Source organism: Intestinibacillus sp. Marseille-P6563 (genome assembly GCF_900604335.1).
In the GTDB taxonomy this organism is placed as follows: domain Bacteria; phylum Bacillota; class Clostridia; order Oscillospirales; family Butyricicoccaceae; genus Butyricicoccus_B.
The window spans coordinates 332,156-356,795 of record NZ_UWOD01000001.1 but is presented as its reverse complement, the minus strand read 5'-3'; the positions used below and the strand labels follow the sequence as shown (position 1 = coordinate 356,795).

Below are 24,640 nucleotides of genomic sequence, written 5' to 3'. Positions count from 1 at the left end.
AAAAACGAGGGAATTATGAAAGAAGTATTGCTTTTAAAGTGCGGCGAGATCGTCCTCAAGGGACTCAACCGCAAGACATTCGAAGATAAGCTGGTGGGAAACATCAAGCGCCGCCTCAAGCATGTGACGCCCTGCGAGGTGAGCATGCGCCAGTCGGTCATTTATGTGTGGGGTGCCGACGAAGGCGACGCCGATGCCGCCATGGAAGCGGTACGCAAGATTTTTGGCGTGGCGCTCATCTGTCGGGCGGCGGTGTGCGACAAGACGCTGGAAGCCATGCAGGAGACGGCCGAAACCTATCTGGCCGACCGCATTGCGGATGCCAAGTCGTTTAAGGTGGAGACCAAGCGCGGCGACAAGCGGTTCCCGATGACCTCTATCCAGGTGTCGCAGCACATCGGCGGCGAACTGGCGGACAAGTACCGTCACATGAAGCCGGATATGCACACCCCTGAACTGACCATCCATTTTGAAATCCGCGACACGCACGCCTTTGTGCATGCCGGACCGGAACCGGGTGCTGGCGGCATGCCAGTGGGCACCAATGGCCGGGCGGCCATGCTGCTGTCGGGCGGCATCGATTCGCCGGTCGCGGGCTACATGATGGCCAAACGCGGTCTGGAACTGGTCGCTATCCATTTCTTCAGCTATCCGTATACCTCCGAGCGGGCCAAGGAAAAGGTCATCGAACTGGCCGAGATCATGACCGCTTACACCGGCCGTATGCCGCTGCTGGTCGTGCCCTTTACCAAGATTCAGGAAGCCATCCGCGACAACTGCCATGAAGAGCTCTTTACACTCATCATGCGGCGGTTTATGATGCGCATTGCTGAGCGATTGGCCAAGCAGAACGACTGTGGCGGCCTGATTACCGGCGAAAGCCTGGGGCAGGTGGCCAGCCAGACCATGCCGGCCATGGCGGTGACCGGTGCGGTCTGTGAACTGCCGGTGTTCCGGCCGGTCATCGGCATGGATAAGGAAGAAATCGTGCAGATCGCCCGCAAGATTGGCACCTTTGAAACCTCGATTCTGCCGTATGAAGACTGCTGCACGGTCTTTACGCCCAAGCATCCGAACACCAAACCCAAGATGCCCAAGATTTTGGATGCAGAATCCCATTTGGATGTGGAAGCGCTGGTCGAAGAAGCGGTAAACGGCACCGAAGCCATCTATCCGGGCCGGAAAAAGTGAAAACATGGACTTGGAGGGTTTATCATGAATGCAGAACTGATCGCTGTGGGCACCGAGATCCTGCTGGGCGAGATTGTCAATACCGACGCGCAGGTCATTTCCCAGGGACTGAGTGAACTGGGCATCAATGTGTATTACCAGACGGTCGTGGGGGATAATCCTGAGCGGCTGGAGCGCGCAGTGCGCGAAGCCAAGGACCGGGCGGACATCATCATCACTACCGGAGGCCTGGGGCCCACGCTCGACGACCTGACCAAGGAAACGCTGGCCAAGGTATTCGGTAAAAAGATGGTGCTCCACCAGCCGTCGCTGGACAGCATTCGCGAATTTTTCCAGAAGATTGGCCGCGAAATGACGCCCAACAACGAAAAGCAGGCTTGGCTGCCCGAAGGCTGCACGGTGTTTGACAACCCCTGGGGAACGGCGCCCGGCTGCGGCTTCGAAGCAGATGGCAAGCATGTGCTCATGCTGCCCGGCCCGCCGCGCGAGTGCAAACCCATGTGGGAACAGTGCGCCAAGCCCTATCTGTATCCGCTCGCGGGCGGCTGCATTGTTTCGCACAGTGTGCGGGTGTTTGGTCTGGGCGAAAGCGCGATGGAGGATCGTCTGCATGATTTGATGGCCACCATGACCAATCCGACGATTGCGCCTTATGCCAAGGTGTCCGAGTGCTTCGCGCGCGTCACAGCCAAGGCGGACACAACCGAAGAAGCCGAAAAGCTGCTCGAACCAGTGGTCGCTCAAGTAGTTGATATGCTGGGTGCCGATGTGTATGGGGTCGATGTCGATTCGCTCGAACAGGTCGTTGGCGACGAACTGCGCAAACGGGGGCTGACTCTATCGGTCGCCGAGAGCTGCACCGGCGGTCTGCTGAGCAAGCGCATCACCGACCTGCCCGGCGCGTCCGATTATTATAAGGGCGGCGTGTGCTCATATTCCAATGAAGTCAAGATGAAGCTACTCGGCGTTAAGAAGGAAACCCTGGACGCCTATGGTGCGGTGTCCTCGCAGACGGCCGAGGAGATGGCCGCAGGCGTGGCCCGTGCGCTGGATACCGATATTGGGGTCGGCATCACCGGCATCGCGGGACCGGGCGGCGCGACCGAGGACAAACCGGTCGGCCTGGTTTATATCAGTGTTTATGTGCAGGGCGAACTGCTGACGAAAAAAACCACCAATGCGCTGGGTCGTGACCGCGTGCGCAATCAGGCGGCCTCGACAGCGCTGGATATGATCCGTCGGAAATTACAGGGCGTTTCCTAAGTTTACGTCCACTTTACCCAGACAACCGATTTTTTACTCAGAAGGCACAAAAAAACCGGGGCTAAATTGTGTACTATCACTATGGCTAAGTTGTGAAAAAGTGCACAGAAATAGCAAAATTTTGCGGATATGCCCGGTTAAAATGAAATATGTTTGTTAAGTTTTGGGTGTTGAGTTAGAAAAATAAACAAAAAATGTCCAGTGATTTTCGAAATTACTGGACATTTTTTTGTGACTGTTGTATACTATATCTAGTAAATGTTGAGTGGGTATCAGATAAACTGTGCGATGGCTACAAAAAAACAGACAAAAGGAAGAAAATGGATGATTTCTGGGCGATTTTGGCGCCCGTTCAAGAGGAGATGAACGCATGGAAGGAAAGGCGAAAAACATGAACTTGGAGGAGCATATGTCGTTGTTCCATTCGGGTAAGGACTGCCGTGCCTATGAATTCATGGGCGCGCACCCCGACAACCGCGATGGACAAGAGGGCTATGTTTTCCGCGTTTTTGCGCCGAATGCCGTCCGCGTTGCCGTTATGGGCGAATTCAACAATTGGAATCGTTCGGCTCATACCATGCAGCGCGATGATCGCGGGATATGGGAACTGTTTATCCCGGGCGTCAAGCAGTATGACGCATATAAATATGCGATCGAAACACCGGAAGGCTACGAACTGGATAAGGCGGACCCGTATGGTTTCCATTCGGAAACCCGGCCGGGCAATGCATCCAAAGTGTTTGATTTGGAAGGCTACACTTGGCAGGATGAAAGCTGGCTCAATTGGCGCAAAGAGCATCCGCCCTATGAACAGCCGGTGAACATTTATGAAGTACACCTGGGTTCGTGGAAGCGGTATGAAGACGGCACGTTCTATTCCTATCGCCAGCTCGCGGATGAACTGATCCCTTACGCAAAGAAAATGGGGTATACCCACATTGAATGTATGCCGCTCACCGAGCATCCGTTTGACGGCTCGTGGGGCTATCAGGTAACTGGCTATTTTGCCGCAACTTCGCGGTATGGCACACCGCATGACCTGATGTATTTTGTGGACAAGGCACATCAGGCCGGCCTGGGCGTCATTATGGACTGGGTACCGGCGCATTTCCCCAAGGATGGACATGGTCTAGTCGAATTTGACGGTTCGTACCTGTATGAATATGCCGACCCGCTCAAGATGGAGCACAAGGAATGGGGCACCCGTGTCTTTGACTATGGCAAGGTTTCGGTGCGGGATTTGCTGTTCTCGTCGGCCATGTTCTGGATCGAAAAATTCCATATGGACGGCTTGCGCGTCGATGCCGTGGCATCCATGCTCTATCTGGACTACAACCGGCAAGGGGAGTGGCGGCCCAACATCTATGGCGGCCGTGAAAACCTGGAAGCCGTTGATTTTCTGCGGCTGCTCAATGAGATGGTTCTGACCGATCATCCGGACTGCCTGATGATCGCTGAGGAATCCACCGCCTGGCCGATGGTCACCAAGCCGGGCTATATGGGCGGCTTGGGCTTTAACTTCAAATGGAATATGGGCTGGATGAACGACATGCTGTGCTATGTCGGCGCCGACCCGTTCTTCCGGAAGGACATGCACGATAAGATCACCTTCTCGTTCATGTACGCTTTTTCGGAAAATTATATCCTGCCGCTTTCGCATGACGAGGTGGTACACGGGAAAAAATCGCTGCTCGACAAGATGCCCGATCCGTATGAAAACAAATTTGCGACCCTGCGCGCTTTGTATGGTTATATGGCCGGTCATCCGGGCAAAAAGATGCTGTTTATGGGCGGCGAATTTGGTCAGTTCTCCGAATGGAGCGAAGAACGCGGCTTGGACTGGATGCTGTTAGACTACGATGCCCACCGGCAAATGCAGACCTATGTGCAGGCGCTCAACGCATTCTATCTGGAAAACAAGCAGCTTTGGGAAAATGATACCGACTGGCAGGGCTTCGCCTGGATTTCCCATGATGATAATGTCAACAACATCATCGCATTCCGCCGCATTGCCAAGGATGGAAGCGATCTGATTTGTATTGTCAATTTTGCACCGGTCTATCACGAAAGTTATAAGATCGGCGTGCCGTATGCCGGCACATATGAAGAAGTGTTCTCATCCGACCGCGTCGAATTTGGCGGCAGCGGTGTGACGAATGGCAAGAAGCGCACCAAGGCCGAAGAAATGCACGGCATGGAGCAGATCGTGGATCTGAAGATCCCGCCGTTGTCGGTGATGTATTTCAAGGGCAAACCGCGTGTCAAACGTCGCGTGAAAGCCGAACCGGCTGGGGATAAGGCGGCGAAGACCACCAAAAAAACAGCGACCAAAAAGACGACTGCCAAGCGGACTACCAAAAAAGCGTCCCCGCGCAAATCGACGAAGGCAGAGCCGGAATCCAAGGGTTAAGTATATGCCAGAAATGGTGTTTACTGCAATATAAGAAATATCAATATTGGGTAAGAAACGGAGAATATCATGTATCGGAAAAAAGAATGCGTTGCAATGCTTTTAGCAGGCGGGCAAGGAAGCAGACTCTATGTTCTGACGACAAAGGTCGCTAAGCCTGCCGTCCCCTTTGGCGGAAAATATAAGATCATCGACTTCCCGTTGTCCAACTGCATCAATTCGGGCATCGATACGGTGGGTGTATTGACCCAGTATGAACCCCACGCTCTGAACGCCTATGTTGGCGCAGGGCAGACCTGGGACCTCGACCGGCTCAATGGCGGCGTGTTCATCCTGCCGCCCTACCAGAAGGGCAAAACTTCGGAATGGTATAAGGGCACAGCCAATGCAATCTATCAGAACATCGGCTTTGTGGACGAGTATGATCCGGAATATGTGCTTATCTTGTCGGGTGACCACATCTACAAGATGAACTACAACAAAATGCTCCAGCAGCATAAGAAGACCGGCGCCGATGCAACGATTGCAGTCATTGATGTACCGCTGGATGAAGCTTCCCGCTTCGGTATCATGAACTGCAACGAAGATGGCACCATCTATGAGTTCGAAGAAAAGCCCAAGCAGCCCAAGTCCACTTTGGCATCCATGGGTATCTACATCTTCACCTGGAAGAAACTTCGCAAGTATCTCATCGATGATGAAAACAATGCCAAGTCCTCCAATGACTTCGGTAAGGATATTATCCCGGCCATGCTGAATGCTGGCGAAAAACTGGTATCCTTCCGCTTTGAGGGTTACTGGAAAGACGTTGGCACGATCGAATCCCTGTGGGAAGCCAATATGGATCTGCTCAGCCCCAAGTCTGGCCTGAATCTGACCGACGACAGCTGGAAGATCTATGGCCGCAACAACGGTGCACCCCCGCATTACACCAGCAAGGATGCCAAGGTGACCCATTCGCTGGTATCCGAAGGTTGTGAAATCATGGGCAATGTATCCGGTTCGGTCCTGTTCTCCGACGTAACGATTTGCAAGGGCGCAACGGTCGAGTATTCGATCTTGATGCCGGGTGCCGTCGTCGAACCGGGAGCTGTGGTACGGTATTCGATCGTTGCAGAAAATGCACGTATCTGTGAAAATGCGCAGGTAGGTGCAAGCCCCTCGGATGGTGAAATCGAAAATTGGGGGGTTGCTGTGGTCGCAGCAGAGGTGCGTGTTGGCCGCGGCGCAAAGCTGGGCGCAAAGGAAATGGCCGGCGAAGACCTCCCGGATATGATTTAAAAGAAGAGGGGAAGCGAGAACATGAAAAATGTATTAGGCATCATCATTGCCTTTGATACCGATAATGACTTGCGTGAGATCACCGAGCATCGTACCGTAGCAGCGGTTCCGTTTGGCGGCCGGTATCGTATCGTGGACTTTATGCTGTCCAACATGGTCAATTCGGGCATCTACCGGGTTGGTATGCTGATGAAAGACAAGTATCAGTCGCTCATCGATCACATTGGCAACGCAAAGGACTGGGATCTTTCCCGTAAAAATGGCGGCGTGACCATGCTGCCGCCGTACAGCTACTCCAAGAAGGCATCGCCGCTGGTCATTGGGGAATACCGCGGCAAGATCGATGCTTTGGCAGGTGCTATCGATTTCCTGCAAAAGAATCGTGCCGATTATGTGGTTTTGTCGGATGGCGATATTGTTGCCAATATCCCGATCGACGACGTTGTGGAGCAGCATAAAAATTCCGGCAATGACATCACGATGGTCGTGACCAAGAAGTCCAAGGAAAGCCCGTTCACCACCTATTGTGAAATGAACCGCCGCCGTGAGATCGTGGACATCCGCGTGGGCGATAGTAATGACAGTCGCTGCAAACATCAGGCGCTGGGCATTTATGTGATGAGCCGCCAGTACCTGATCCATCTGATTGCCGATTGTGTCACCCATAACTGCATTCACTTTGAACGTGAACTGCTGACCCGTGCCCTCACGGACAGCAAGATCGGTGGTTATCTGTTCGGTGAATATGCCGTCAAGATCGAAGACGCAAAGGATTATTTCCAGTCCAACATGGACCTGCTCGATAAGGAAACCCGCGACGAGGTATTTATGCGCACCCGTCCGATCTATACCCGCATTTACGATGAGTCGCCGGCATATTATGGAGATAAGGCCATGGTGGAAGACAGCTTGATTGCAGATGGCTGTCACATTGAAGGTAAGGTCGTCAATTCCATCTTGTTCCGCGATGTTCTGGTGGAAAAGGATGCCGAAATCCGGGATTCGATCATTATGGAAAATGGTCGCATCCTGACCGGTGCATCCCTGGCACACATCATCACCGATCGCGGGGTTACCATCCGGGAAGGCCGCACAATGATGGGCCATGAAAATTATCCGGTGGTCATTGCGAAGAGTTCGGTTGTATAATTTGGATCTGGCGTTGTAGCGCCGCCGAGGATATAACTGAATCGTCCCGCTGCAAAATCAGAATATTTTTTCGGCGGGATGTCCCTTGCTGGACATCCCGCTTTCCAGTTTGGAGGTACCCTTATGAAAATCATGTATGTTGCCAGCGAGGTGGCTCCGTTTATCAAAACTGGCGGCTTAGGCGATGTTGCCGGCTCTCTGCCAAAGGCACTGGCCGCAGAAGGACATGAAGTCGCTGTTTTTTGTCCACTGTATAGTGCCATTCCTGCAACATGGCGCGAAAAAATGACCTATTTAAAAAACGCCTATGTGCAGCTTGGCTGGCGCAACCAATATTGCGGCGTATTCGAGTATACCGATGACGAAGTAACCTATTACTTTATCGATAATGAGTATTATTTTGCACGCGGGCAGGTATATGGAGAATATGACGACGCCGAACGGTTTGCGTTCTTCTCAAAGGCTGTTCTGGAAATTCTGCCCGATTTGGACTTTAAGCCGGATGTGATCAACTGCAACGACTGGCAGACCGCATTGGTACCGGTGTACTACAACCTGATGTTTGCAGGTCGGGAATACTATCAGGGCATGAAAACGGTCTTTACCATCCATAATATTGCCTATCAGGGACGATATGGCCGGGAAATTCTGGAGTACGTATTGGGAATTGACGATGCGCATTACCGTTCGGGCTTCATGGCCATGGATGGCGATGTCAACCTGATGAAGGCGGCCATTGTGGCATCTAATGCGGTGACAACCGTTTCGCCGTCGTATGCCGAAGAGATTCAAACGCCGTATTATGGACACGGTCTGGACCCCATTCTGCGCGACTGCAGCTATAAGTTGCATGGCATCATCAATGGTATCGACCAGGAAACCTTTGATCCGGCGCACGATCCGTATTTGTTTAAAAATTACACGACACGCACCTTGAAAAATAAGGCAGTCAATAAGGCCGAACTGCTAGCCATGTGCGGGCTGGAAGGCACCGATGAAACACCGGTGATTGGCATGGTTTCGCGCTTTGCTGGGCATAAGGGCTTTGATCTGATTGAAGCCGTTTTGGACGAGATACTGGAAGAGGATGTTCGTTTGATCGTACTGGGCAAAGGCGAGTGGCGCTATGAACAGATGTTTATGGAAGCCAAGCGTCGGTATCCCGGCAAGATTTCGGCATCGATTATGTTCTCGGCTGAACTGGCCAGCAAAATCTACGCCGGCAGCGATATGTTCCTGATGCCGTCCAAGTCGGAGCCCTGCGGTTTGGCGCAAATGATCGCATTGCGGTATGGTACCATTCCGATCGTGCGCGAGACCGGCGGTCTCAAAGACACAGTCACCGCTTTTGTGGATTATCTGGGCACCGGCAATGGCTTTACCTTCCATAGCTACAACGCCCATGATATGCTGCATGTCATTCGAGAAGCTTGTGGTGTCTTTAAATACAACAAGGAGGCATGGAAGAAGCTGGTTGTTGGCGGCATGGAATCAGACTTCAGCTGGAAGACATCGGCGAAAAAATATTTGGAAATTTATCAATCTCTTTGATTGCCCACACGCAGAAAGAAGAGTTTATCGTGAACGCGCGGTGAATTTTGCCGCGCGTTTGCATCTGGAAGGAGGAGGCCCGGAATATATCCGGGTATAAGTACGGAGATATCATGGCAAAAACCTACAGCAAGAATGGAATCAAGCAGGAGATCGTTGGCAAATTGCGCCGTCATTTCAGCCGAGAAGTGACCGAAGCGAATGCCAAGCAGATCTATTTGGCTTGTGCGATGGTCATTCGGGATGAATTGGTGGAACGAATGATGGAAGCACAGGCCAAAATCAAAGAAAATGAAGAACGGCAAGTACACTATTTGTGCATGGAATTTCTGATTGGACGTTCTTTGCGCAACAATGCATTCAATTTAGGGATGCAGGAAGCCTTGGAAGGTGCACTGGCAGACCTGGGTTATGAAGTCGCAGATATTTTTGAAGTGGAAGACGATCCGGGACTGGGGAATGGCGGATTAGGCCGTTTGGCTGCTTGTTATATGGATAGCATGGCGACCTTGGGGATGGCAGGCAACGGCTATTCCATCCGATATGAAAACGGTATTTTCCGTCAGAAGATTGAAAACGGTGCACAAATCGAACAGCCGGATACTTGGCTGGAAACCGGTGCAGCCTGGCAGATTCCTGCGATGGACGATGCCCGCGAGGTGCGGATCGGCGGCGCGGTCAAAACTCGCTGGGAAGATGGCCGCCTGGTGGTCGAACACACCGATTATACACCGGTCATTGCGGTGCCCTATGATATGCCGATTTCGGGTTACAACACCGAAAATATCGCCCGGCTGCGGTTGTGGCAGGCCAAAAGCCCGATTGCGCTGGATATGGAGGCCTTTTCCCGCGGCGATTATCTCAAAGCAGTGGAAAAAGTGGCGATGGCAGAATCGATTTCCAAGGTTCTATATCCGGAAGATAATCATTTGGCAGGGCAGTCGCTGCGGCTCAAGCAGCAGTATTTCCTGGTTTCGGCGACCATTCAGGATATTTGCGCCAAACATAAGGCACGGTATGGTACATTGCAGAACTTTGCAGAAAAGAATGTGCTGCATATCAACGATACCCATCCGGCGCTGGTCATTCCGGAGCTCATGCGTATCCTGATGGACGAAGAAGGTATGAGTTGGGAAATGGCGTGGAATAACGTATCCCAGTCGGTTGCCTATACCAACCATACGGTGATGCCGGAGGCGCTGGAATGCTGGCCCACCGACCTCGTCCAGGCACATATGCCGCGCGTGATGATGATTATCAACGAAATCAATGAGCGGTATTGCAAGGAATTGTGGAATTATTATCCGGGCGATTTTGACCGGATTTCCAAGCTGGCAATTGTAGCTGATGGACAGGTGCGCATGGCCAATCTGGCTGTGGTGGGCTCGTTCTCGGTCAATGGCGTGTCCGAATTGCACTCGGGTATTTTGCGGGAAAAAGTTTTTTCCGATCTTTTCCGGGTGTATTCGACCAAGTTCTGCAATGTGACCAACGGCATTGCGCTGCGTCGCTGGCTGTGTGAAGCCAATCCAGAGCTGACCGAACTGATTCGTTCCAAAATCGGTAATGGATTTATCACCCATCCTTCGGAATTGCAGGTGCTTTCCAACTTTGGTTCGGACCCCAAACTGCTGCGGCAGCTGAAGCAGATCAAAGACCATAACAAACAGCGTTTGGCGGCGTATATCGCCGAGCACAACAAGATTGAAGTCAATCTGGATTCGATTTTCGATGTGCAGGTCAAGCGTCTGCATGAATACAAACGGCAGATGCTCAATATCCTGCACGTGATGGCCATGTACCACCAAATCAAAAAGAATCCCTCCGCGCCGCTTGTGCCCCGTACGATTATTTTTGGTTCCAAGGCAGCGCCTGGCTATGCCGCTGCCAAAAAGACCATTCAGCTCATCCATTCGATTGCCAACATGGTCAACCATGATCCGGATGTAGGCGATAAGCTGAAGGTCGTTTTCATCGAGGATTACCGGGTATCGCTTGCTGAGCTCATCATGCCAGCGGCAGAACTGTCCGAGCAAATCTCGCTGGCGGGCAAGGAAGCATCCGGTACCGGCAACATGAAATTCATGATGAATGGCGCATTGACCATCGGTACCATGGATGGCGCGAATATTGAAATCTGTCAGGCGGTTGGTCCGGAAAATATCTTTATTTTCGGTATGGAAACGCCCGAGGCAGAGGCTTTGGCAGCATCGGGAGCTTACTGTGCGCGCGATTACTACAATGCCAATCCGGTGCTCAAAGATGTGCTCGATCACATTCGTCGTGGTTTTGGTGATCACGTGGATTACAATGATGTGGTAGCAGGCCTGATCGATGGCGGCCCGGGTCGTACCGACCGCTTTATGATCTGCAAGGATTTTGAGTCCTATTGTCTGGCGCAAGAACGTGTGGCACAGATGTACCAGAGGCCGGAGAATTGGAACTATATGTCCCTGATTAACATTGCCAATTCCGGCCGGTTTGCAGCCGATCGCGCAGTGGCTGAATATGCGCAGAATATCTGGCGGGTGCACACCAATTTTGCGTATTGAGCATTTCGCGACAGAGAAAAATGCCATAATAAAAGGAACAGGCGGCAACGGTTTCAAACCGTTGCCGCCTGTTATTTAGGAGAACTTTTTCTTGATTTGGACAAAGATTCTTTCAATGCCGTAGGCAACCAGGAACACAAGCAAGATTGCCACGCCGGCCGTACCGTAATCGTAGCCTTGCAAACTGGTGGAGATTACATAGCCAATGCCGCCGGCACCGACCATACCAAGGATGGCACATTCCGAAAAGTTGGTTTCCAGACGCATGCCAACCCATGCCACGATTTGCGACAGGGCTGCGGGCAAAATCGCATTGGTAAAGATGCTCAGACGGCTGGTGCCGGTTGCTTCCAAAGCTTCGATGGTTTCCTCAGGGATACTTTCAAAGCTCTGAGCAAACGATTTTGTGAAAAACGCGGTGGTGTGGACACAAAGTCCGGCAACACCGGCTTCCGGTCCCATGCCCAGACATACCAGCATGAGCAGCACCCATACCGGGGTGGGCACAGCTCGTAAAAAGGTGAAAAAGGATTGCATGATGGCCGACAGCGCCAGAATGCGGAAGACATTCCGTGCGGCCAGCATCCCAAACAGGATGCCCAAAATCAGGCTGTACAGCAGGGAGAGCACGGCAATGGAAATCGTTTCGATCAGGGAAGAGCCGACCAAACTGATTTCGGTGAAATCGAGATGTGCCAAATCCCAGAACACCATGCCCACATCGGGAAGGCGGGAGGCCATTTTCCACCAGTCAATATTCAGATAGAGCAGGCTCAAAATCGATAGGGCTGCAACCGTCACCAAAAAAGCGGGAATAAACGGATTCCGCTGTTTGCATTTGACCGGGATGCGGGCCCGTTTTTTCATTTGCACGGGATTTCGTTCGGCATTCAAAGTAATTTCATTGGAATTCATTTTAATAACTCCTTCCGAAGTTTACCGGTAATCTGATCGACAGCAATCACCATCACGGCAATCAACAGAATAATGCTCAGCGCAATGTCGTATTGAAAGCCTTTGATGTAAGAAAACAGAGTCAGTCCAACACCGCCGCCGCCTACCATGCCGACGATCGTGGAAGCGCGGATATTGATTTCCACGCAATAGAGGAACCAGGACAGAAACCCGCTTAAGCAGGAGGGAAGAATGGCCTGGGAAACACGCTGCGGAAAGGTTGCGCCAACTGCTTGCAGGCTTTCCACGCAGTCCTGGGATACATCCTCCATGACCTCCACAAAAGCGCGTACCATGAAGGCAAAGCTGGTGATACATAACGCGACAAAGCCAACGCCTGTGCCGATACCCAGGGAAGAAAAGAGGATGAAAGCCCAGACGAGTGCAGGAATGTTGCGCAGAAAGGTAGCAAATCCGCGAACAAATTTGGCTGCCTTGGGAAAAGGAGAGACCTTTTCACTGCCGAATAACGAGACAAAGAATGCTAAAATAGCGGCAACGGTGGTTGCGGACATGGCCAAAGCCAACGTGACCAAAACGCTGGACAAAATCCCGGGGATTCGGCTGGATTTCGGCAAGGCGGGAGGGAGAAAATCCTCGGTGATAAATTCCCAAAAGGCATCCCCGTTTGCGATGAGTTCTAAAAGACTGAAGTTGGTCAGAACACTGCATACCGCAAACAGGATGACCGCTGCAATCAAAAATCCGGTATAAAGCCGCTTTACATCACGCGCAATCAGCGGTATCCGTCTGGTCATGCTCGGCGCCTCCAATCATCAGGTTTTCACGGGATGTCCCATAGATTTTTTCAATGACTTCATCGGTCAGCTGCGCAGGAGCCCCGTCAAAAACGATTTCCCCCTTGGAAAGACCGATGATGCGGGTGGAGTATTTCAAGGCAACATCCAGCTGATGCAGATTGACAATGCAGGAGATATTTCGTTTTTGGGTCAAATCATGCAGCAGTTCCATGATCGTTTTGGCACTGGAAGGGTCAAGCGAAGCAATGGGTTCGTCGCACAGAAGCAGTTTGGGATTCTGCATGATGGCGCGGGCGATGCCGACACGCTGCTTTTGTCCGCCCGACAGGTCGGAAGCACGCTGGTAGCTGAAGGATTCGAGCCCCAGTTCCTGAAGTAGATTCAAGGCTTCCTGCTTATCCTCTTCGCTGTACAGGCCCAATACACCCTTCAGCCCGTGCATATACCCCAGCCGTCCATGCAGAACATTCTGCAAGACAGACAGGCTGTATACCAGGTTATAGTTTTGAAAGATCATGCCGATTTTTCGGCGTTGATTGCGAAGCTTTCGGCCGTGCTGATGCGAGATGGCTTGATCATCCAGCCAGACTGTGCCGCCGCTGATAGGAATCAAGCGGTTGATCGCCCGCAAAAGGGTGGACTTGCCGCTGCCGGAAGGACCGATCACCGAAATAAATTCGCCTTCGGTCACTTCCAGGGAAACCTCTTTGAGCGCCTGCACACCATTGGGATATTGCTTGGATACCCGGTCGAATTTCAAAATGGGTTTCATGATGTTCCTCCTGAGCTTTAAAATTCGTTTATGATTTGGTTCAGCTCAATGATTTCCTCATAGTCGCTCATATCACACGCAACAAAACGCGCGCCAGGTACTTTGATGACATCGGTAAAATAGTCTTCATTGTCATAGGTGGTCAGGAACTCGGTGAGCTGCTCGCGCGTTTCCTCACTGACATGCTCGCCAACAACCATGGCCTCCGCCGGAATAGCGCCCAATTCATGGATGATCTTCACATCCTCTTCCTTGGCATTTCCGTGCGCAATTTCCGAAGCGAGGATCTGATCGGAAATGGGGACAACATCGACATCGCCCTTGATGACCGCTTGCAGACCTGCCTGGTGGGAACCGGAGAAGCTGACGGCTTCAAAAAAGTCCCCGTTGGTGTGCAGCATATCCGAGTTCAGTTCCTCATCGGGAAAGGCCTTGATGATTTCAGCGGTGGGGACCAGATTGCCCGAAGTGGAGTCCGGGTCCACAAAAGCCATGGTTTTCCCTTGGATATCTTCGATGGAGTTGATTTCCTGGTTGCTGCTGCTGGTGATGAGCACAGAGTGATAAATCGCTTTTTCCGGATCGCCTTCTTCGGCTTTCATGACGATGGGCTCAAGGTCGGTACGCTCACCCCCCAATGCCAGAGCCTGCGACCCCATATATGCCATATCGGTGCGCAGCGCTTCGATGATGGCATTGTAGTCGCTCGCCTGGATCTCCTCGACTTCGCAGCCCAATGCTTCGCTCAAATCCTTGGCCAGTCCATTGCGTGCATCGGCGCTTTCGGTGGTCGATTCATTGGGCGCATATGCGATAGTGAATACGCCATCTTCACCGCCCGGGCCATTGGCATCTGCGGCCTGGCTCTCTGCGCTGCAGCCGACAAGCATGGATGCTGTCATCAAAGTAAGAAGTCCGATTCCTGCGATTTTTTTGGTGTGCTTGAGCATAATATTGAATCCTTTCTTGGCTGGTTTTCGCAACCATATCGTTTAATAAATCGATTCCAAAATCCCTTGAATGTTCTCGGCGGTGATTTCGACCGGATTGTTGTCTGCCCGGCCCTTGGTCATCCCCAATTTCGCGAGCGAGGAGCAATCTTCCCAGGCAACGCCCCAGCCACGCAAAGTATCCGGCTGCCCCGAGCGTTGGAGGAAGCTGCGAATGCGCTGCTGGAGCATTGCGGCATCGGAAACGCCCAATGCAGCCAGCAAGGACTCGAGACCATCCACACAGGGCGCATTCAGTTCCAGAACAGGGGCCAGCAGCATGCTGACCGCAGCGCCGTGCGGGATGTGATAGTGCATGGTCAGCGGGTAAGAGATGGAGTGGCATGCAGTGGTTTTGGTGTTGCTGAACGCCAAACCGGCAAGCATGCTGCCCTGAGCCATCGCCTCGTGCGCCTCCGGTTTTCCGCAGAGCAGATCTTCCATATGCCCCATAATCGTACGGATGGCTTGAAGTGCCAGGGCACGCGAAACCGTATTGGTATGCTTGGCCCAAAACGCCTCGACCGCATGGGCAGTGGCGTCCAGCGCCGAAGAAACGGCCAATTTCAGCGGCATATTGGCGGTAAGCTCCGGGTCAACCAAGGCGGCATAAGCATAGTTTGCCTGATTTTCAATCGACCGCTTGGCATCTTTGCTGGGGTTCCAAATGGTGGCCCAGCAGGTGACTTCGCTGCCGGTGCCGGATGTGGTCGGGACGCCGATCCAGCGTACCTTGGGGGTTCCAAAGCGACCAGCTTGAATATAGGTCCGCAGCTCTTCTGCGTCAGAAAGGTCGGTTTGGTACAGACAGCACAGCGACTTTCCCACATCCATGATGCTGCCGCCACCAATCGCAACAACCGCGTCGGGAGAAAACGAGCGGGTCGCCTGATAGGTTTCAAATAACTGCTCGATGGTAGGGTTGGAAGCTGTAAATACAGAGGTTTGCAGCTGGAACGCATCAAGCTTTGCAAACACTGGATGTGCAAAGACGGTTTCGCTCCATGCCAGAATGAGGACACGGCGATTTGTAAGGTGCATTTGCTCCAAGGTCTCCGGCAAAGTGTGCAAACTGCCTGCGCCCTGAATCGTGCGGACTGGATTATAATAATGGTTCATGTCAAGCTTCCTTCATACGTTTCATGCGGTGATTGAGTTCTTCAATGGCAGGGAGGAGGTCCCAAATGGAATCGATGACAAGGTCTGCACCGGCTTGCCGATACATTTCTGTGGTTTTGAGCTTGCGCTGCTTGAGCTCTTCAGCATCCATGTCATTGTATTCTTCCTGCGACAGCCCCAACAGATTGGAGCCGTTCAGGATGCCGATGCTCCACGCGCCGGCATTTTTCCCTTCCTGCATGTCAACGACCGTATCGCCTACTTTTACAACCGTGCAGGGCGGATAGACATTCAGGCGCCGCATGCACTCAAAAAGCATAAACGGCGTGGGGCGGCTGGCATGCGTGATGTCAGGGGTGATGACGCAATCCGCTTCATAGCCCTTTGCCTTGGCTGCTGGAATGACTTGTTCCATCATTTGCGAGGTGTAGCCGGTAGTGGAACCGATCTTCAACCCTTTTTTTCGTAATTTTGCCACGGCTTCTACGACGCAGGGGAGCGGTTCGCTGTATTCTGCCACAATCTGATACAGTGTTTTCTCAAACGTCTGGTACAGATTTTCGACATCGTCTTCGGTCCAGGGACGCTGATGTACGGCGAGCCATTGTCTGTTTCCGGATTCGGAGGACAGCAGTTCACGGATGTGCGCTTTTTTCTCCATACCCATCGGGCGGTTGATTTCTTCTTTTGTCAGCTTGATACCGACCGAGGTAAATACACGATCAAAAACGGTGCTGGGTGCGCTGGATGCATAATCTACCGTTGTGCCAGCCCAGTCGAATACAACCATCTGAATCTGATTTGAATCGTTCATAAGTACGCTCCTTGTTTTGCGTTTTATTGCTGCTTTTTCTTTTTTTCAATCTCATTATATACTGCATAAAACAGCAAAAACAATCGGCAAAGCGTCAAATGTATGTAAATAGTATGTAAGAAAGGCCCGGACGATTGTCCGGGCCTTTCGGGAGGATTTATTGAATATGAATACCGCATTCGCTGTATTTTTTTCGGATTTCCGGTGAAACACCGTCATCCATTACGACCATATCCACTTGCGAGATGTCCAAAGCCTTGCGTTTGGAACACTTGCCGAGTTTACTGGAATCCATGACTGCCACCACTTTTTTTGCGTTTTTTGCCAGCAGTTGCAGGACACCGATTTCGTTGAAACGGAAATCGGTAAACCCATCTGGATAGTTGATGGCATTGATCGAGAGAAAAGCAATGTCAGGGTAATACTGACCGAATTCATTTTCACACGTGGTTCCATACGTGGAACGCTCCAGAGGGTCCATTTTTCCGCCGACGGCAATCAGGTGAATCAAATCATTTTGCAGCAACAGATTGATTGCGGCATAGTTGTTGGTCACAACGGTGATTTCTTTTTCAAAAGTCGTGAGTTCCTGGGATAGGATTGTGTTCGTGGTACCGGAATTTAACGCAATGACATCGCCCGTTTTGATCAAGGCGAGCGCTTTGCGTGCCGCTTCCCGCTTTAGTTCGCTGTTTATAATCTCGCGCCCAGTAAAGTTTAAAAAGGGCGCGAAAGAATCGGGAAGGCAAGCACCACCATGGACATATTTGATCAGTCCCTGGCCCTCCATCGTCTTGAGATCGCGGCGTACCGTGTCCACCGATACGTGGAGCAGTTGACTGAGTTCAACGACTTTTACAGTGGATTGCAGCTGTAATTGCTGCATGATGAGTTCTGCGCGTTCAGTATATAGCATGACAAATTCGCTTCCTGTCTTGTGCTTGGATGTTATTTGCTGGGGTCTTTCTTGGAAAGCAGGACAATCGTCTCGACTTGTTTTTCATTGTCCAAACTGATACTCATATCTTCCTCAATGATCGGCAGCTTAAATTTGATGGATTTTAACCACTGTCCATTGGCTTGGCGTTCCGGGTAAACCTGAATTTCAGAGATCAACACCTCGATCAACTGCCGCCGCTCCGCCTCATTCATCACGCCGTACAGTTTTTCAAAATAAATCAGCACTTTATAGATATTGTCGCCGGTCAGCTTTTCCGCTTCAATGGCCTGCTTTTTGGCTCTGGCTGCGATCAGCAGAGATTCCGTATCTTCAATCTTATCATACATCTTGTAGAGCCGATCATCAAGGTCTGCCTTGCGCCGGACATAGTGCCGGTCGTCCGGGTCGAGAGAATCAATCTCCTCCGTCAGCTTCGCCTTGACGGAATAATGCTGGCGCAGCTGCTTCTCGCAATTGGCAATCTCCTGGTCAATGGCGGCGGTATCCACTTTCATGTTGATTTTTTCCTGCATCATAGCCGCAAACTTTGGATTGCTCACCAGCCTTACAATGACTTCCGCCACGGCATCGTCCAGCAGTTCTTCCCGAATCTGCTTTTTGTAATCGCACTTATGCCCACGTATCATGGAGCGGTGCTTGCAACCGTAGTAGTAAAAATCCTTGTACTTGGTGCCGTCCGCTTTGTGCTTGATGCTTTTATTTCCATACATTCCGGCTCCGCAGACAGGACATTTTACAATACCGGAGAGCAAATGTACGTGTTCATCTTTCCCTCGGTTGACGTGTTCGTATTTCTTGGCCTGCGCCAGCAGCTTCACCTGCGCCGCTTGCCAAACCTCTTCCGAAACAATTGGTTCGTGCAAACCATCTGCCAACAGGTAGTTGTCCCGCTCCACCAACTTGTACTCATTTCTGGTGCCGCGCACTTTTTCCATCTTGCGGCGGCCATAGGCAATTTTTCCGCAGTACACAGGATTTTTCAGAATCAGCCGGATCAGGTGTGCATCAAACAGGGGATTCTTCCCATTCTGCCGGGGAATCTTGCGGATACCGTGGTTCTCCAGATACTTTGCGATGCCATTTGCGCCAATGTCCGTGTGAACATACTGGTCGTAGATGACACGAATGGCCTCTGCCTCTTCCTCGTTGATGACCAATTTCCCATCCACCAGTTGATACCCATAGGGGGCAAAGCCGCCGTTCCAGCGGCCCTCCCTTGCTTTTTGGATGCGGCCCTCCATGGTTTGGACACGGATGTTTTCACGCTCGATCTCTGCTACGGCAGACAGAACAGAGATCATCAATTTGCCAGCGTCCTTGGAAGAATCAATGCCATCTTCCACACAAACCAGATTGACGCCAAAATCCTGCATAACCTGAAGGGAAGAGAGCACGTCCGCCGCGTTTCTGCCAAACCGGGACAATTTGAACACCAGAACATAGGACACGCCATCCTTGCCGGATTGGATGTCCTCCATCATCTGGCTGAATTGCGCCCGGCCTTCGATAGACTTGCCGGACTTTCCCGCGTCCTCGTATTCGCCGACGATCTCATAATCATTGTAGTCGGCATAGGCTTTCATTTTGGTCTTCTGCGCATCCAGCGAGTAGCCGTCTACCTGCATAGCGGTGGAAACTCTGGTATAAGTGTAAACTTTTATCTTCTCTTTCTGCATCGTAATCTTCCTCATGTGGTGCGAATCGAAAAATTGGATTGGTCGTTCTTAACTTGGGTCAGAAGAATCATCCTGCTTTTCCGCCTCTGTCTTGGCCGTTTTTCCCAGCTGCTTAATGGTCTTCAGATATTCTTCCTCCACAGGGGAAAGAGTTTGTGCCTGATAGCGTTTATATTCTGCTTTCGCTTTTTCCATCGCCTGTGCATGACTGATTTTCCCTGCATGGGTCAATACTTCTTCCCCAGTCGCCCGAAGAATGTTATCTAGCTGCTCCACATAATCGCTCATATACATGGGCCGGTGACGGATGGCCTGCACCTCGGCAAAATCAAAATAACCGGATACCATCTGATTCAGAACCCGAAGTTCTTCCTCTGTCAAATAATTCTTGGCAATCCCAATATCTTTTGCCGTGGGGAAGTCGCCCGAAAAAGTGGTAAGCCCCATAAACGGCTTATCTGCATCGGCCCGCTCATAGATCACTTCCGCCGCCGTATGTCCATGCGCCGCATAATGAAGCTTGTTCTGCACCATTTTGAAAAACGCAACAGATTCCGCACTTCTGGGGTTATAGTCCACACTGGTGGCGTACAAGTCCAACACCTGACGATACATCACTTTTTCCGAAGAACGAATGTCCCGAATCCGTTCCAGCAGTTCGCGCCAATAGTTGCCACCGCCCAAATTTTTCAAGCGTTCATCGTCCATCGTGAAGCCCTTGATCATATATTCTTTCAGGCGCTCCGTGGCCCACCGGCGAAACTGGGTGGCAATCAGGGATTTTACCCTGTACCCCAAAGAAATGATCATGTCCAGATTATAGAAAGGCAGCTCTCTGGTTACTTGCCGGTTGCCCTCCATTCGAACCTGTCGGAATTTCCGACAGGTTGAAACCTCATCCAGTTCGCCTTCTTCATAGATGTGGCCGATATGCTCCACAATGTTGCTTCTGGACGTGTGGAACAATTCCGCCATCTGCTGCTGCGTCAGCCAAACAGTCTCGTCTACAAACCGGCACTCTACTTTTGTGAGCCCATCTTCAGCCTGATAAATTACAATCTCGCCCTGGCTCTGGTCCGGTCTATTCTTGTCTTCCGCCATTTGTTCACGCTCCTATCCGATTACATTTTCTATGTTTCAAGAGAGCGAAGAAAATGGCCGTCGCCCTCTTGTTTGGACTCTTGTATCACGTCTATTATATCATGCAGCAATTTTGCCTGCAACTGCTTCCGGCTTGAAAACAGATTCTTTTTTATCTGCTGCCGCGCCGTCCTGGTCCTCAAGCGGAACCGCCGGAGCGGGCAGATTCTCGACATCCAACTCCGAAGCGTACTTCTCAATCAGGTTGGCCAGCAGGTCTGCAAAACCGCTCCACTCATCTATCATAGGCAGTTTCCCTTTCTTTTTTATGCGGGTGTTTATAAAGTTCCAATACTTCTGGCGGTATCTGCTCCAATATCGCCACGGCACTGTCATAGTCGCACCGCAGCTTGAAATCTTCGATTTGCTTCAACGCACTGACTTTCTGCGCCGATGCAAGAGATTCTTCCAGCTCGGCATTTTTCGTTTTCAGCTTTTTGTTTTCGGATGCTGTTTTCGTAAAAGCCACACCATATTTCCGCAGCAGTGTGTCCATCTTCTCCACGCTGGGAATATAGGTATCCAGAATCTTGCAGATTTCCTCCGCCCGGCTTTTGGCGTTAAAGGGATTGATTCCAGTGAGCAGATCCTCCAGTTTGCTTTTCTGTTTGGTCAGTCTGGTCATCTCCTTAAATACGCGGGGCGGGATATGGTCACGCCCGGTCAGGCTGGCGCTTTCGCCTCGTTCCAAATCTGGGAACTTCTTGACCATGTGTTTCCAAAACTCATCCTGCCACCAGGTCAGCTTCTTTTTATTGCCCATAATATCTTTGGCGCTGAGTCTGCCGTCCTCCGTCAGCGGGACAAAACAAAGGTGCATATGGGGCGTTTTCTCGTCCATATGCACCACGGCGGATATAATTGTCTCTTTGGATTGATGCTGTTCCAGAAAATGCAGAGCTTCCTCAAAAAATACCCGAATTTCCGCCCGTTTCTTTCCCTTAAAGAACTCCGGGCTGGCTGTGAACAGCGTCTCGATCATACGGATACTGTCTTTCCGGGTACGGCATCCGGCAGCGGCAATTTGCCTCTCTGACTCCGCCCGGTACTTGCCGGGCGGTTTGACCAGATGGAAGTTGTACTTGCTTCGGCTGGCGTCCACATCAGGATTGCTGGCGTACTTTTCCTTTGTGCGCTCATTATGGGCCTCGATATTGCCGATTTCAGGCCCCTTATATTTTGCAAATCGCATAATCGCGTACTGTGCTTTTTCCATGCTCAATCCCTCCGTTTCTGCCAGACAATGTCATATCCCAGCACATCAGCCAACTCCACGGCCTCCCGATACCGCAGCGATTCCCGCTGCAATTTCCCGGAAAGATTGGATACGCTGTCGCTCCACCCATACTCATCGTGCAGCTGGTCAACGACTTCCTGCATGGTGTAACCGGCGCGGATGATCTGCGCCTTGATTTCGTTTCGGATGCTTGACTTCATAATAATCCTCCAAATTTCTTTGCCCATAAAAAGAACCGGTTGCGCTGGACAGCGTACCGGCTTCATGGGATGATAAAATTGTTATAGTTTCTGTTTTACGATAGAAATGTTTCCCCGCGTATCGTTGACTGGCGGCGGAATATTCGACTTCGCGGAAATGCGGGACTCTTTACCATTCGGACGGTATCTGCGCGAGCCAGCGCAACGTGTGTGCAGTTCCGCGAGCCGCTATTCGGCGAACAGTGTGTGGATAAGGGAGAAACATTTCGCCGTTTTGTGACTGCTTCAAAATCTGCCTCAAAATCACGGTGTTTTCTGGCTGTTTTGGTTGTTCTCAAAATGAGAACGACTACTATAACCTCGTGAAGTGTTTCTGCAATATATGAGGTAACAGGGTCAATCGCTGCGTACATACGTACCGGCGACCAAAGCGGAAATCAATCCCGCCAGTCTTCCGGTACGTACGTACACTGTGAAGCGTCCGTAAACTCGTTTATATGCGGCCTTGCCACTGCCTCGATTCCCATAAAGCCCCACACCCGGCGTCCTGACGAATTGGTAATCGTGTTGCAGTGTTCCAGATTGTACTTGCCGCAGGCTGCCACCAGCGCATCGCTGAAGCTGCGGCGTTTGAGTGCAGTCAGACTGTTTTCCTCGCACCACATCCGGTAAATGTCGTAGCAATCCTTTGAACTGATGGACGCATCCGCTTTCAGCCGGATATAGCCCTCGGATTCCAGAAAATCGAACACATTGTTGTTATCCCGCTTGACAGCCTCACGGTTCTCTCTGGTGCGCTGGCTCTCGGTGAATCTGAAGTTGTTCGCTATCAGCCGCTGCAATCCCTCAAAAGCCCACAGCAGAATGCCCTCCACCTCGGCCTTCACCTTCTCGGCCAGGTCGGGATCATCCACGCGGTCAACAGGTTTCTCTTTTGTGGTCAGCACCAACTGCCGCCGGTAAAAGCCGTCGCTGCGGTCAAAGAGAGCCTGCAAGTCGCCGTTGCTGAACGCCAGCAGCCGGGCGCACATCCATCCCTGATAGCTCTGCTTACCCTTGCGCTCCAAATCCATCTTGCCCTGGGCGGTGACGATGGATTTTACATAGTTGGTCTGCCGCAGCGCCTCCATCCGCATATCATCATCAATACACAGCAGAATGTGTTCCAGATCAGCGCGGGCGAACCGGTTCTCGGAAATTTTGCCGATGCTGCCATCTTTCATGTTGCTGCCAAACAGAGCGGACAACACCGCGCCGATCTGGCTCTTGCCTTCGCCGCCGTTGCCCTTAATGACCATCATCCGCTGGCCCTTGTTGCTGGGAATCAGGCAGTAGCCGATATATTCCTGCAAAGTGAGAACGTCCTCCGGGTAGAGCAGCCCGTCCAGAAAAGCCAGCCAGCGGGTCGGCATGGGAGCGTTGGGATTGTAGGCTACCGGCAGGCGGTTGCGAACGATCTCCGGCTTGCCCTCTACGAAGTTGCCGTCAAGGAACAGTGTCCCATTCGCCAGATGGATGCGGTCAGTCTCCGGCGGGAAATCCTCCACCAACGCCGCCAGCTTCATCAGTTCCACGATGTTGCTGATTTTGCGGGGAATGTTGCTGACCGCGCAGCATTTCAGTTCCTCGAAAATCTCACCGCGCAGCGGCAGCTCATCGGTCACACGTCCATCGGGCGTGAAAAAAGCCCCGTTTGTGTAGATGATTTTGTGTCTGCTCAGAAAATCATCACAAAACAGGGCTTCATTGATGCTCTTGCCATCAAACCAGATGGGCTGGTTGACCTCACGCGATTGCTCGTTCTTCGCCACAGTGCTGCACCTCCTTTTCCAGACGTTTCAGCCGCTGCTCCAGCGCGGAGATAGTTCCATCCTTCAGGAGCATATCCACCGCCTTTACTCGCTGCTCCAGTTCCGCAAACATGAGCACGTCCAACAAATAATCTACATACTCGATTACCTGACACGCCTCCACAAAGCGGTCATCCAGTTCGTCCTCCGGTGATTGCGGGGCATACTCGACCTTCCAGCGTTCCAACAGGTGAAGATAATCACACAGCACCCGCTGGCAGTACATCTCATCGTTACGGAAGACCCGCGCCAGCGGGTACGGTTTGTTCAGTGCTACCGCTGCCGGGGGCTTGTCCGGGTCGATGCCGAAGTCATAGGCCAGTTTCTTTGCGGCCTCGTAGCTGCTCAGGCCGAATAGTCGCGCCACAAAGTCAATCACGTCCCCGGTTGCCCCGCAGCCAAAGCAGTAGAAGTAATCTCTGTTCAGCTTCATGCTGGGGTGCCGGTCATCGTGGAAGGGACAGCAGATCATGTCGCCCCGGTTGACCTTGCATCCGTAGTGCTCGGCGGCCTGCTTCACAGTAACAGCAGATTTTACAGTTTCAAACAAATTCATAGGCTTTGCCCTCCATCATTTATTGACGGTATCTGCCCGTCTGCCTGAATATACGGGGAAAAAGCCTATAGACCGAAAAATCCGCTAAAAGTGCAAGAAACGAAAAAACGCCGCCCTGAAATCTTGCAAAAATGCAAGACCTCAGAGCGGCGAAGCCAGCGGAAAACATTTGCCCGCGCTGGTTTTATAAGTTATAATGGTTAAAGAGAATTTT

Annotated in this window: 21 protein-coding genes; 7 read left to right on the top strand and 14 right to left on the bottom strand. The window is 51.7% G+C overall.

Annotated features, from left to right (window positions below; all coding sequences use genetic code 11):
* Positions 1-15: 15 nt before the first annotated feature.
* The 7 genes from thiI to EFB11_RS01765 all read left to right on the top strand — a co-directional run bounded on the left by thiI (position 16) and on the right by EFB11_RS01765 (position 11,397).
* Positions 16-1,191, top strand: a complete 1,176-nt coding sequence (gene thiI, locus EFB11_RS01795; protein WP_122788678.1) for a tRNA uracil 4-sulfurtransferase ThiI — start codon at positions 16-18, stop codon at positions 1,189-1,191.
* Between the two features lie 24 nt (positions 1,192-1,215).
* Positions 1,216-2,454, top strand: coding sequence for a competence/damage-inducible protein A (locus tag EFB11_RS01790; RefSeq protein WP_122788677.1), 1,239 nt, complete (start codon positions 1,216-1,218; stop codon positions 2,452-2,454).
* 370 nt (positions 2,455-2,824) lie between these two features.
* Positions 2,825-4,864 carry a 1,4-alpha-glucan branching protein GlgB gene (glgB, locus tag EFB11_RS01785; protein WP_122788676.1) on the top strand — a complete coding sequence of 680 codons (2,040 nt, stop codon included), beginning with the start codon at positions 2,825-2,827 and terminating at the stop codon, positions 4,862-4,864.
* Positions 4,865-4,933: 69 nt separating this feature from the next.
* On the top strand, positions 4,934-6,145 hold the full coding sequence (locus EFB11_RS01780; protein ID WP_122788675.1) for a glucose-1-phosphate adenylyltransferase: 1,212 nt from the start codon (positions 4,934-4,936) through the stop codon (positions 6,143-6,145).
* A gap of 21 nt (positions 6,146-6,166) precedes the next feature.
* Positions 6,167-7,294 (top strand): glucose-1-phosphate adenylyltransferase subunit GlgD, encoded by a 1,128-nt coding sequence (glgD, locus tag EFB11_RS01775; protein ID WP_122788674.1) that lies wholly within the window; start codon positions 6,167-6,169, stop codon positions 7,292-7,294.
* Between the two features lie 123 nt (positions 7,295-7,417).
* The gene (glgA, locus tag EFB11_RS01770; protein ID WP_122788673.1) at positions 7,418-8,845 is read left to right on the top strand and encodes a glycogen synthase GlgA; all 1,428 of its coding nucleotides are present in this window, start codon (positions 7,418-7,420) and stop codon (positions 8,843-8,845) included.
* A gap of 113 nt (positions 8,846-8,958) precedes the next feature.
* Complete coding sequence (locus EFB11_RS01765) at positions 8,959-11,397, top strand: glycogen/starch/alpha-glucan phosphorylase (RefSeq protein WP_122788672.1); 2,439 nt, start codon at positions 8,959-8,961, stop codon at positions 11,395-11,397.
* Positions 11,398-11,472: 75 nt separating this feature from the next.
* On the opposite strand, the gene EFB11_RS01760 is transcribed toward EFB11_RS01765, so the two are convergent.
* From EFB11_RS01760 to EFB11_RS01695, 14 genes are all read right to left on the bottom strand, one after another.
* Positions 11,473-12,312: a PhnE/PtxC family ABC transporter permease gene (locus tag EFB11_RS01760; RefSeq protein ID WP_122788671.1), complete on the bottom strand. Its 840-nt coding sequence runs from the start codon at positions 12,310-12,312 to the stop codon at positions 11,473-11,475.
* The gene (locus tag EFB11_RS01755; protein WP_122788670.1) at positions 12,309-13,109 is read right to left on the bottom strand and encodes a PhnE/PtxC family ABC transporter permease; all 801 of its coding nucleotides are present in this window, start codon (positions 13,107-13,109) and stop codon (positions 12,309-12,311) included. The genes EFB11_RS01760 and EFB11_RS01755 overlap by 4 nt, the downstream gene beginning before the upstream one ends.
* Positions 13,078-13,884 carry a phosphonate ABC transporter ATP-binding protein gene (gene phnC, locus EFB11_RS01750; RefSeq protein WP_122788669.1) on the bottom strand — a complete coding sequence of 269 codons (807 nt, stop codon included), beginning with the start codon at positions 13,882-13,884 and terminating at the stop codon, positions 13,078-13,080. The genes EFB11_RS01755 and phnC overlap by 32 nt, the downstream gene beginning before the upstream one ends.
* Before the next feature lie 17 nt (positions 13,885-13,901).
* Complete coding sequence (phnD, locus tag EFB11_RS01745; RefSeq protein WP_122788668.1) at positions 13,902-14,834, bottom strand: phosphate/phosphite/phosphonate ABC transporter substrate-binding protein; 933 nt, start codon at positions 14,832-14,834, stop codon at positions 13,902-13,904.
* A 42-nt stretch (positions 14,835-14,876) separates the two neighbouring features.
* Complete coding sequence (locus tag EFB11_RS01740; RefSeq protein WP_122788667.1) at positions 14,877-15,992, bottom strand: phosphonoacetaldehyde reductase; 1,116 nt, start codon at positions 15,990-15,992, stop codon at positions 14,877-14,879.
* A gap of 1 nt (position 15,993) precedes the next feature.
* A complete protein-coding gene (phnX, locus tag EFB11_RS01735) occupies positions 15,994-16,806 on the bottom strand; it encodes a phosphonoacetaldehyde hydrolase (RefSeq protein ID WP_122788666.1) in 813 nt (270 codons plus the stop codon).
* Between the two features lie 157 nt (positions 16,807-16,963).
* Positions 16,964-17,722 (bottom strand): DeoR/GlpR family DNA-binding transcription regulator, encoded by a 759-nt coding sequence (locus EFB11_RS01730; RefSeq protein ID WP_122788665.1) that lies wholly within the window; start codon positions 17,720-17,722, stop codon positions 16,964-16,966.
* Positions 17,723-17,754: 32 nt separating this feature from the next.
* The gene (locus EFB11_RS01725; protein WP_122788664.1) at positions 17,755-19,443 is read right to left on the bottom strand and encodes a recombinase family protein; all 1,689 of its coding nucleotides are present in this window, start codon (positions 19,441-19,443) and stop codon (positions 17,755-17,757) included.
* Between the two features lie 48 nt (positions 19,444-19,491).
* Entirely contained in the window at positions 19,492-20,544 is a 1,053-nt protein-coding gene (locus tag EFB11_RS01720) for a virulence RhuM family protein (RefSeq protein WP_122788663.1), read from the bottom strand.
* Between the two features lie 99 nt (positions 20,545-20,643).
* Positions 20,644-20,829 carry a hypothetical protein gene (locus EFB11_RS01715; RefSeq protein WP_087288003.1) on the bottom strand — a complete coding sequence of 62 codons (186 nt, stop codon included), beginning with the start codon at positions 20,827-20,829 and terminating at the stop codon, positions 20,644-20,646.
* Positions 20,819-21,799, bottom strand: coding sequence for a MobV family relaxase (gene mobV, locus EFB11_RS01710; RefSeq protein WP_122788662.1), 981 nt, complete (start codon positions 21,797-21,799; stop codon positions 20,819-20,821). The genes EFB11_RS01715 and mobV overlap by 11 nt, the downstream gene beginning before the upstream one ends.
* Positions 21,800-21,801: 2 nt before the next feature.
* Positions 21,802-22,020 carry a hypothetical protein gene (locus EFB11_RS01705; RefSeq protein ID WP_015534241.1) on the bottom strand — a complete coding sequence of 73 codons (219 nt, stop codon included), beginning with the start codon at positions 22,018-22,020 and terminating at the stop codon, positions 21,802-21,804.
* A gap of 437 nt (positions 22,021-22,457) precedes the next feature.
* Complete coding sequence (locus EFB11_RS01700; protein ID WP_122788661.1) at positions 22,458-23,831, bottom strand: DNA primase family protein; 1,374 nt, start codon at positions 23,829-23,831, stop codon at positions 22,458-22,460.
* Positions 23,806-24,426 carry a CHC2 zinc finger domain-containing protein gene (locus EFB11_RS01695; protein ID WP_122788660.1) on the bottom strand — a complete coding sequence of 207 codons (621 nt, stop codon included), beginning with the start codon at positions 24,424-24,426 and terminating at the stop codon, positions 23,806-23,808. The genes EFB11_RS01700 and EFB11_RS01695 overlap by 26 nt, the downstream gene beginning before the upstream one ends.
* Positions 24,427-24,640 lie beyond the last annotated feature (214 nt).

Excerpts from the sequence above, each read along its gene's own strand:
- EFB11_RS01760 (WP_122788671.1), bottom strand. The coding sequence starts at position 12,312 with ATGAATTCCAATGAAATTACTTTGAATGCCGAACGAAATCCCGTGCAA.
- glgA (WP_122788673.1), top strand. The coding sequence starts at position 7,418 with ATGAAAATCATGTATGTTGCCAGCGAGGTGGCTCCGTTTATCAAAACT.
- EFB11_RS01705 (WP_015534241.1), bottom strand. The coding sequence starts at position 22,020 with ATGAAGTCAAGCATCCGAAACGAAATCAAGGCGCAGATCATCCGCGCC.
- EFB11_RS01740 (WP_122788667.1), bottom strand. The coding sequence starts at position 15,992 with ATGAACCATTATTATAATCCAGTCCGCACGATTCAGGGCGCAGGCAGT.
- phnD (WP_122788668.1), bottom strand. The coding sequence starts at position 14,834 with ATGCTCAAGCACACCAAAAAAATCGCAGGAATCGGACTTCTTACTTTG.
- glgD (WP_122788674.1), top strand. The coding sequence starts at position 6,167 with ATGAAAAATGTATTAGGCATCATCATTGCCTTTGATACCGATAATGAC.
- EFB11_RS01755 (WP_122788670.1), bottom strand. The coding sequence starts at position 13,109 with ATGACCAGACGGATACCGCTGATTGCGCGTGATGTAAAGCGGCTTTAT.
- EFB11_RS01780 (WP_122788675.1), top strand. The coding sequence starts at position 4,934 with ATGTATCGGAAAAAAGAATGCGTTGCAATGCTTTTAGCAGGCGGGCAA.
- phnC (WP_122788669.1), bottom strand. The coding sequence starts at position 13,884 with ATGAAACCCATTTTGAAATTCGACCGGGTATCCAAGCAATATCCCAAT.
- EFB11_RS01765 (WP_122788672.1), top strand. The coding sequence starts at position 8,959 with ATGGCAAAAACCTACAGCAAGAATGGAATCAAGCAGGAGATCGTTGGC.
- EFB11_RS01730 (WP_122788665.1), bottom strand. The coding sequence starts at position 17,722 with ATGCTATATACTGAACGCGCAGAACTCATCATGCAGCAATTACAGCTG.
- thiI (WP_122788678.1), top strand. The coding sequence starts at position 16 with ATGAAAGAAGTATTGCTTTTAAAGTGCGGCGAGATCGTCCTCAAGGGA.
- EFB11_RS01790 (WP_122788677.1), top strand. The coding sequence starts at position 1,216 with ATGAATGCAGAACTGATCGCTGTGGGCACCGAGATCCTGCTGGGCGAG.
- EFB11_RS01720 (WP_122788663.1), bottom strand. The coding sequence starts at position 20,544 with ATGGCGGAAGACAAGAATAGACCGGACCAGAGCCAGGGCGAGATTGTA.
- EFB11_RS01695 (WP_122788660.1), bottom strand. The coding sequence starts at position 24,426 with ATGAATTTGTTTGAAACTGTAAAATCTGCTGTTACTGTGAAGCAGGCC.
- glgB (WP_122788676.1), top strand. The coding sequence starts at position 2,825 with ATGGAAGGAAAGGCGAAAAACATGAACTTGGAGGAGCATATGTCGTTG.
- phnX (WP_122788666.1), bottom strand. The coding sequence starts at position 16,806 with ATGAACGATTCAAATCAGATTCAGATGGTTGTATTCGACTGGGCTGGC.
- mobV (WP_122788662.1), bottom strand. The coding sequence starts at position 21,799 with ATGGAAAAAGCACAGTACGCGATTATGCGATTTGCAAAATATAAGGGG.
- EFB11_RS01725 (WP_122788664.1), bottom strand. The coding sequence starts at position 19,443 with ATGCAGAAAGAGAAGATAAAAGTTTACACTTATACCAGAGTTTCCACC.
- EFB11_RS01715 (WP_087288003.1), bottom strand. The coding sequence starts at position 20,829 with ATGATAGATGAGTGGAGCGGTTTTGCAGACCTGCTGGCCAACCTGATT.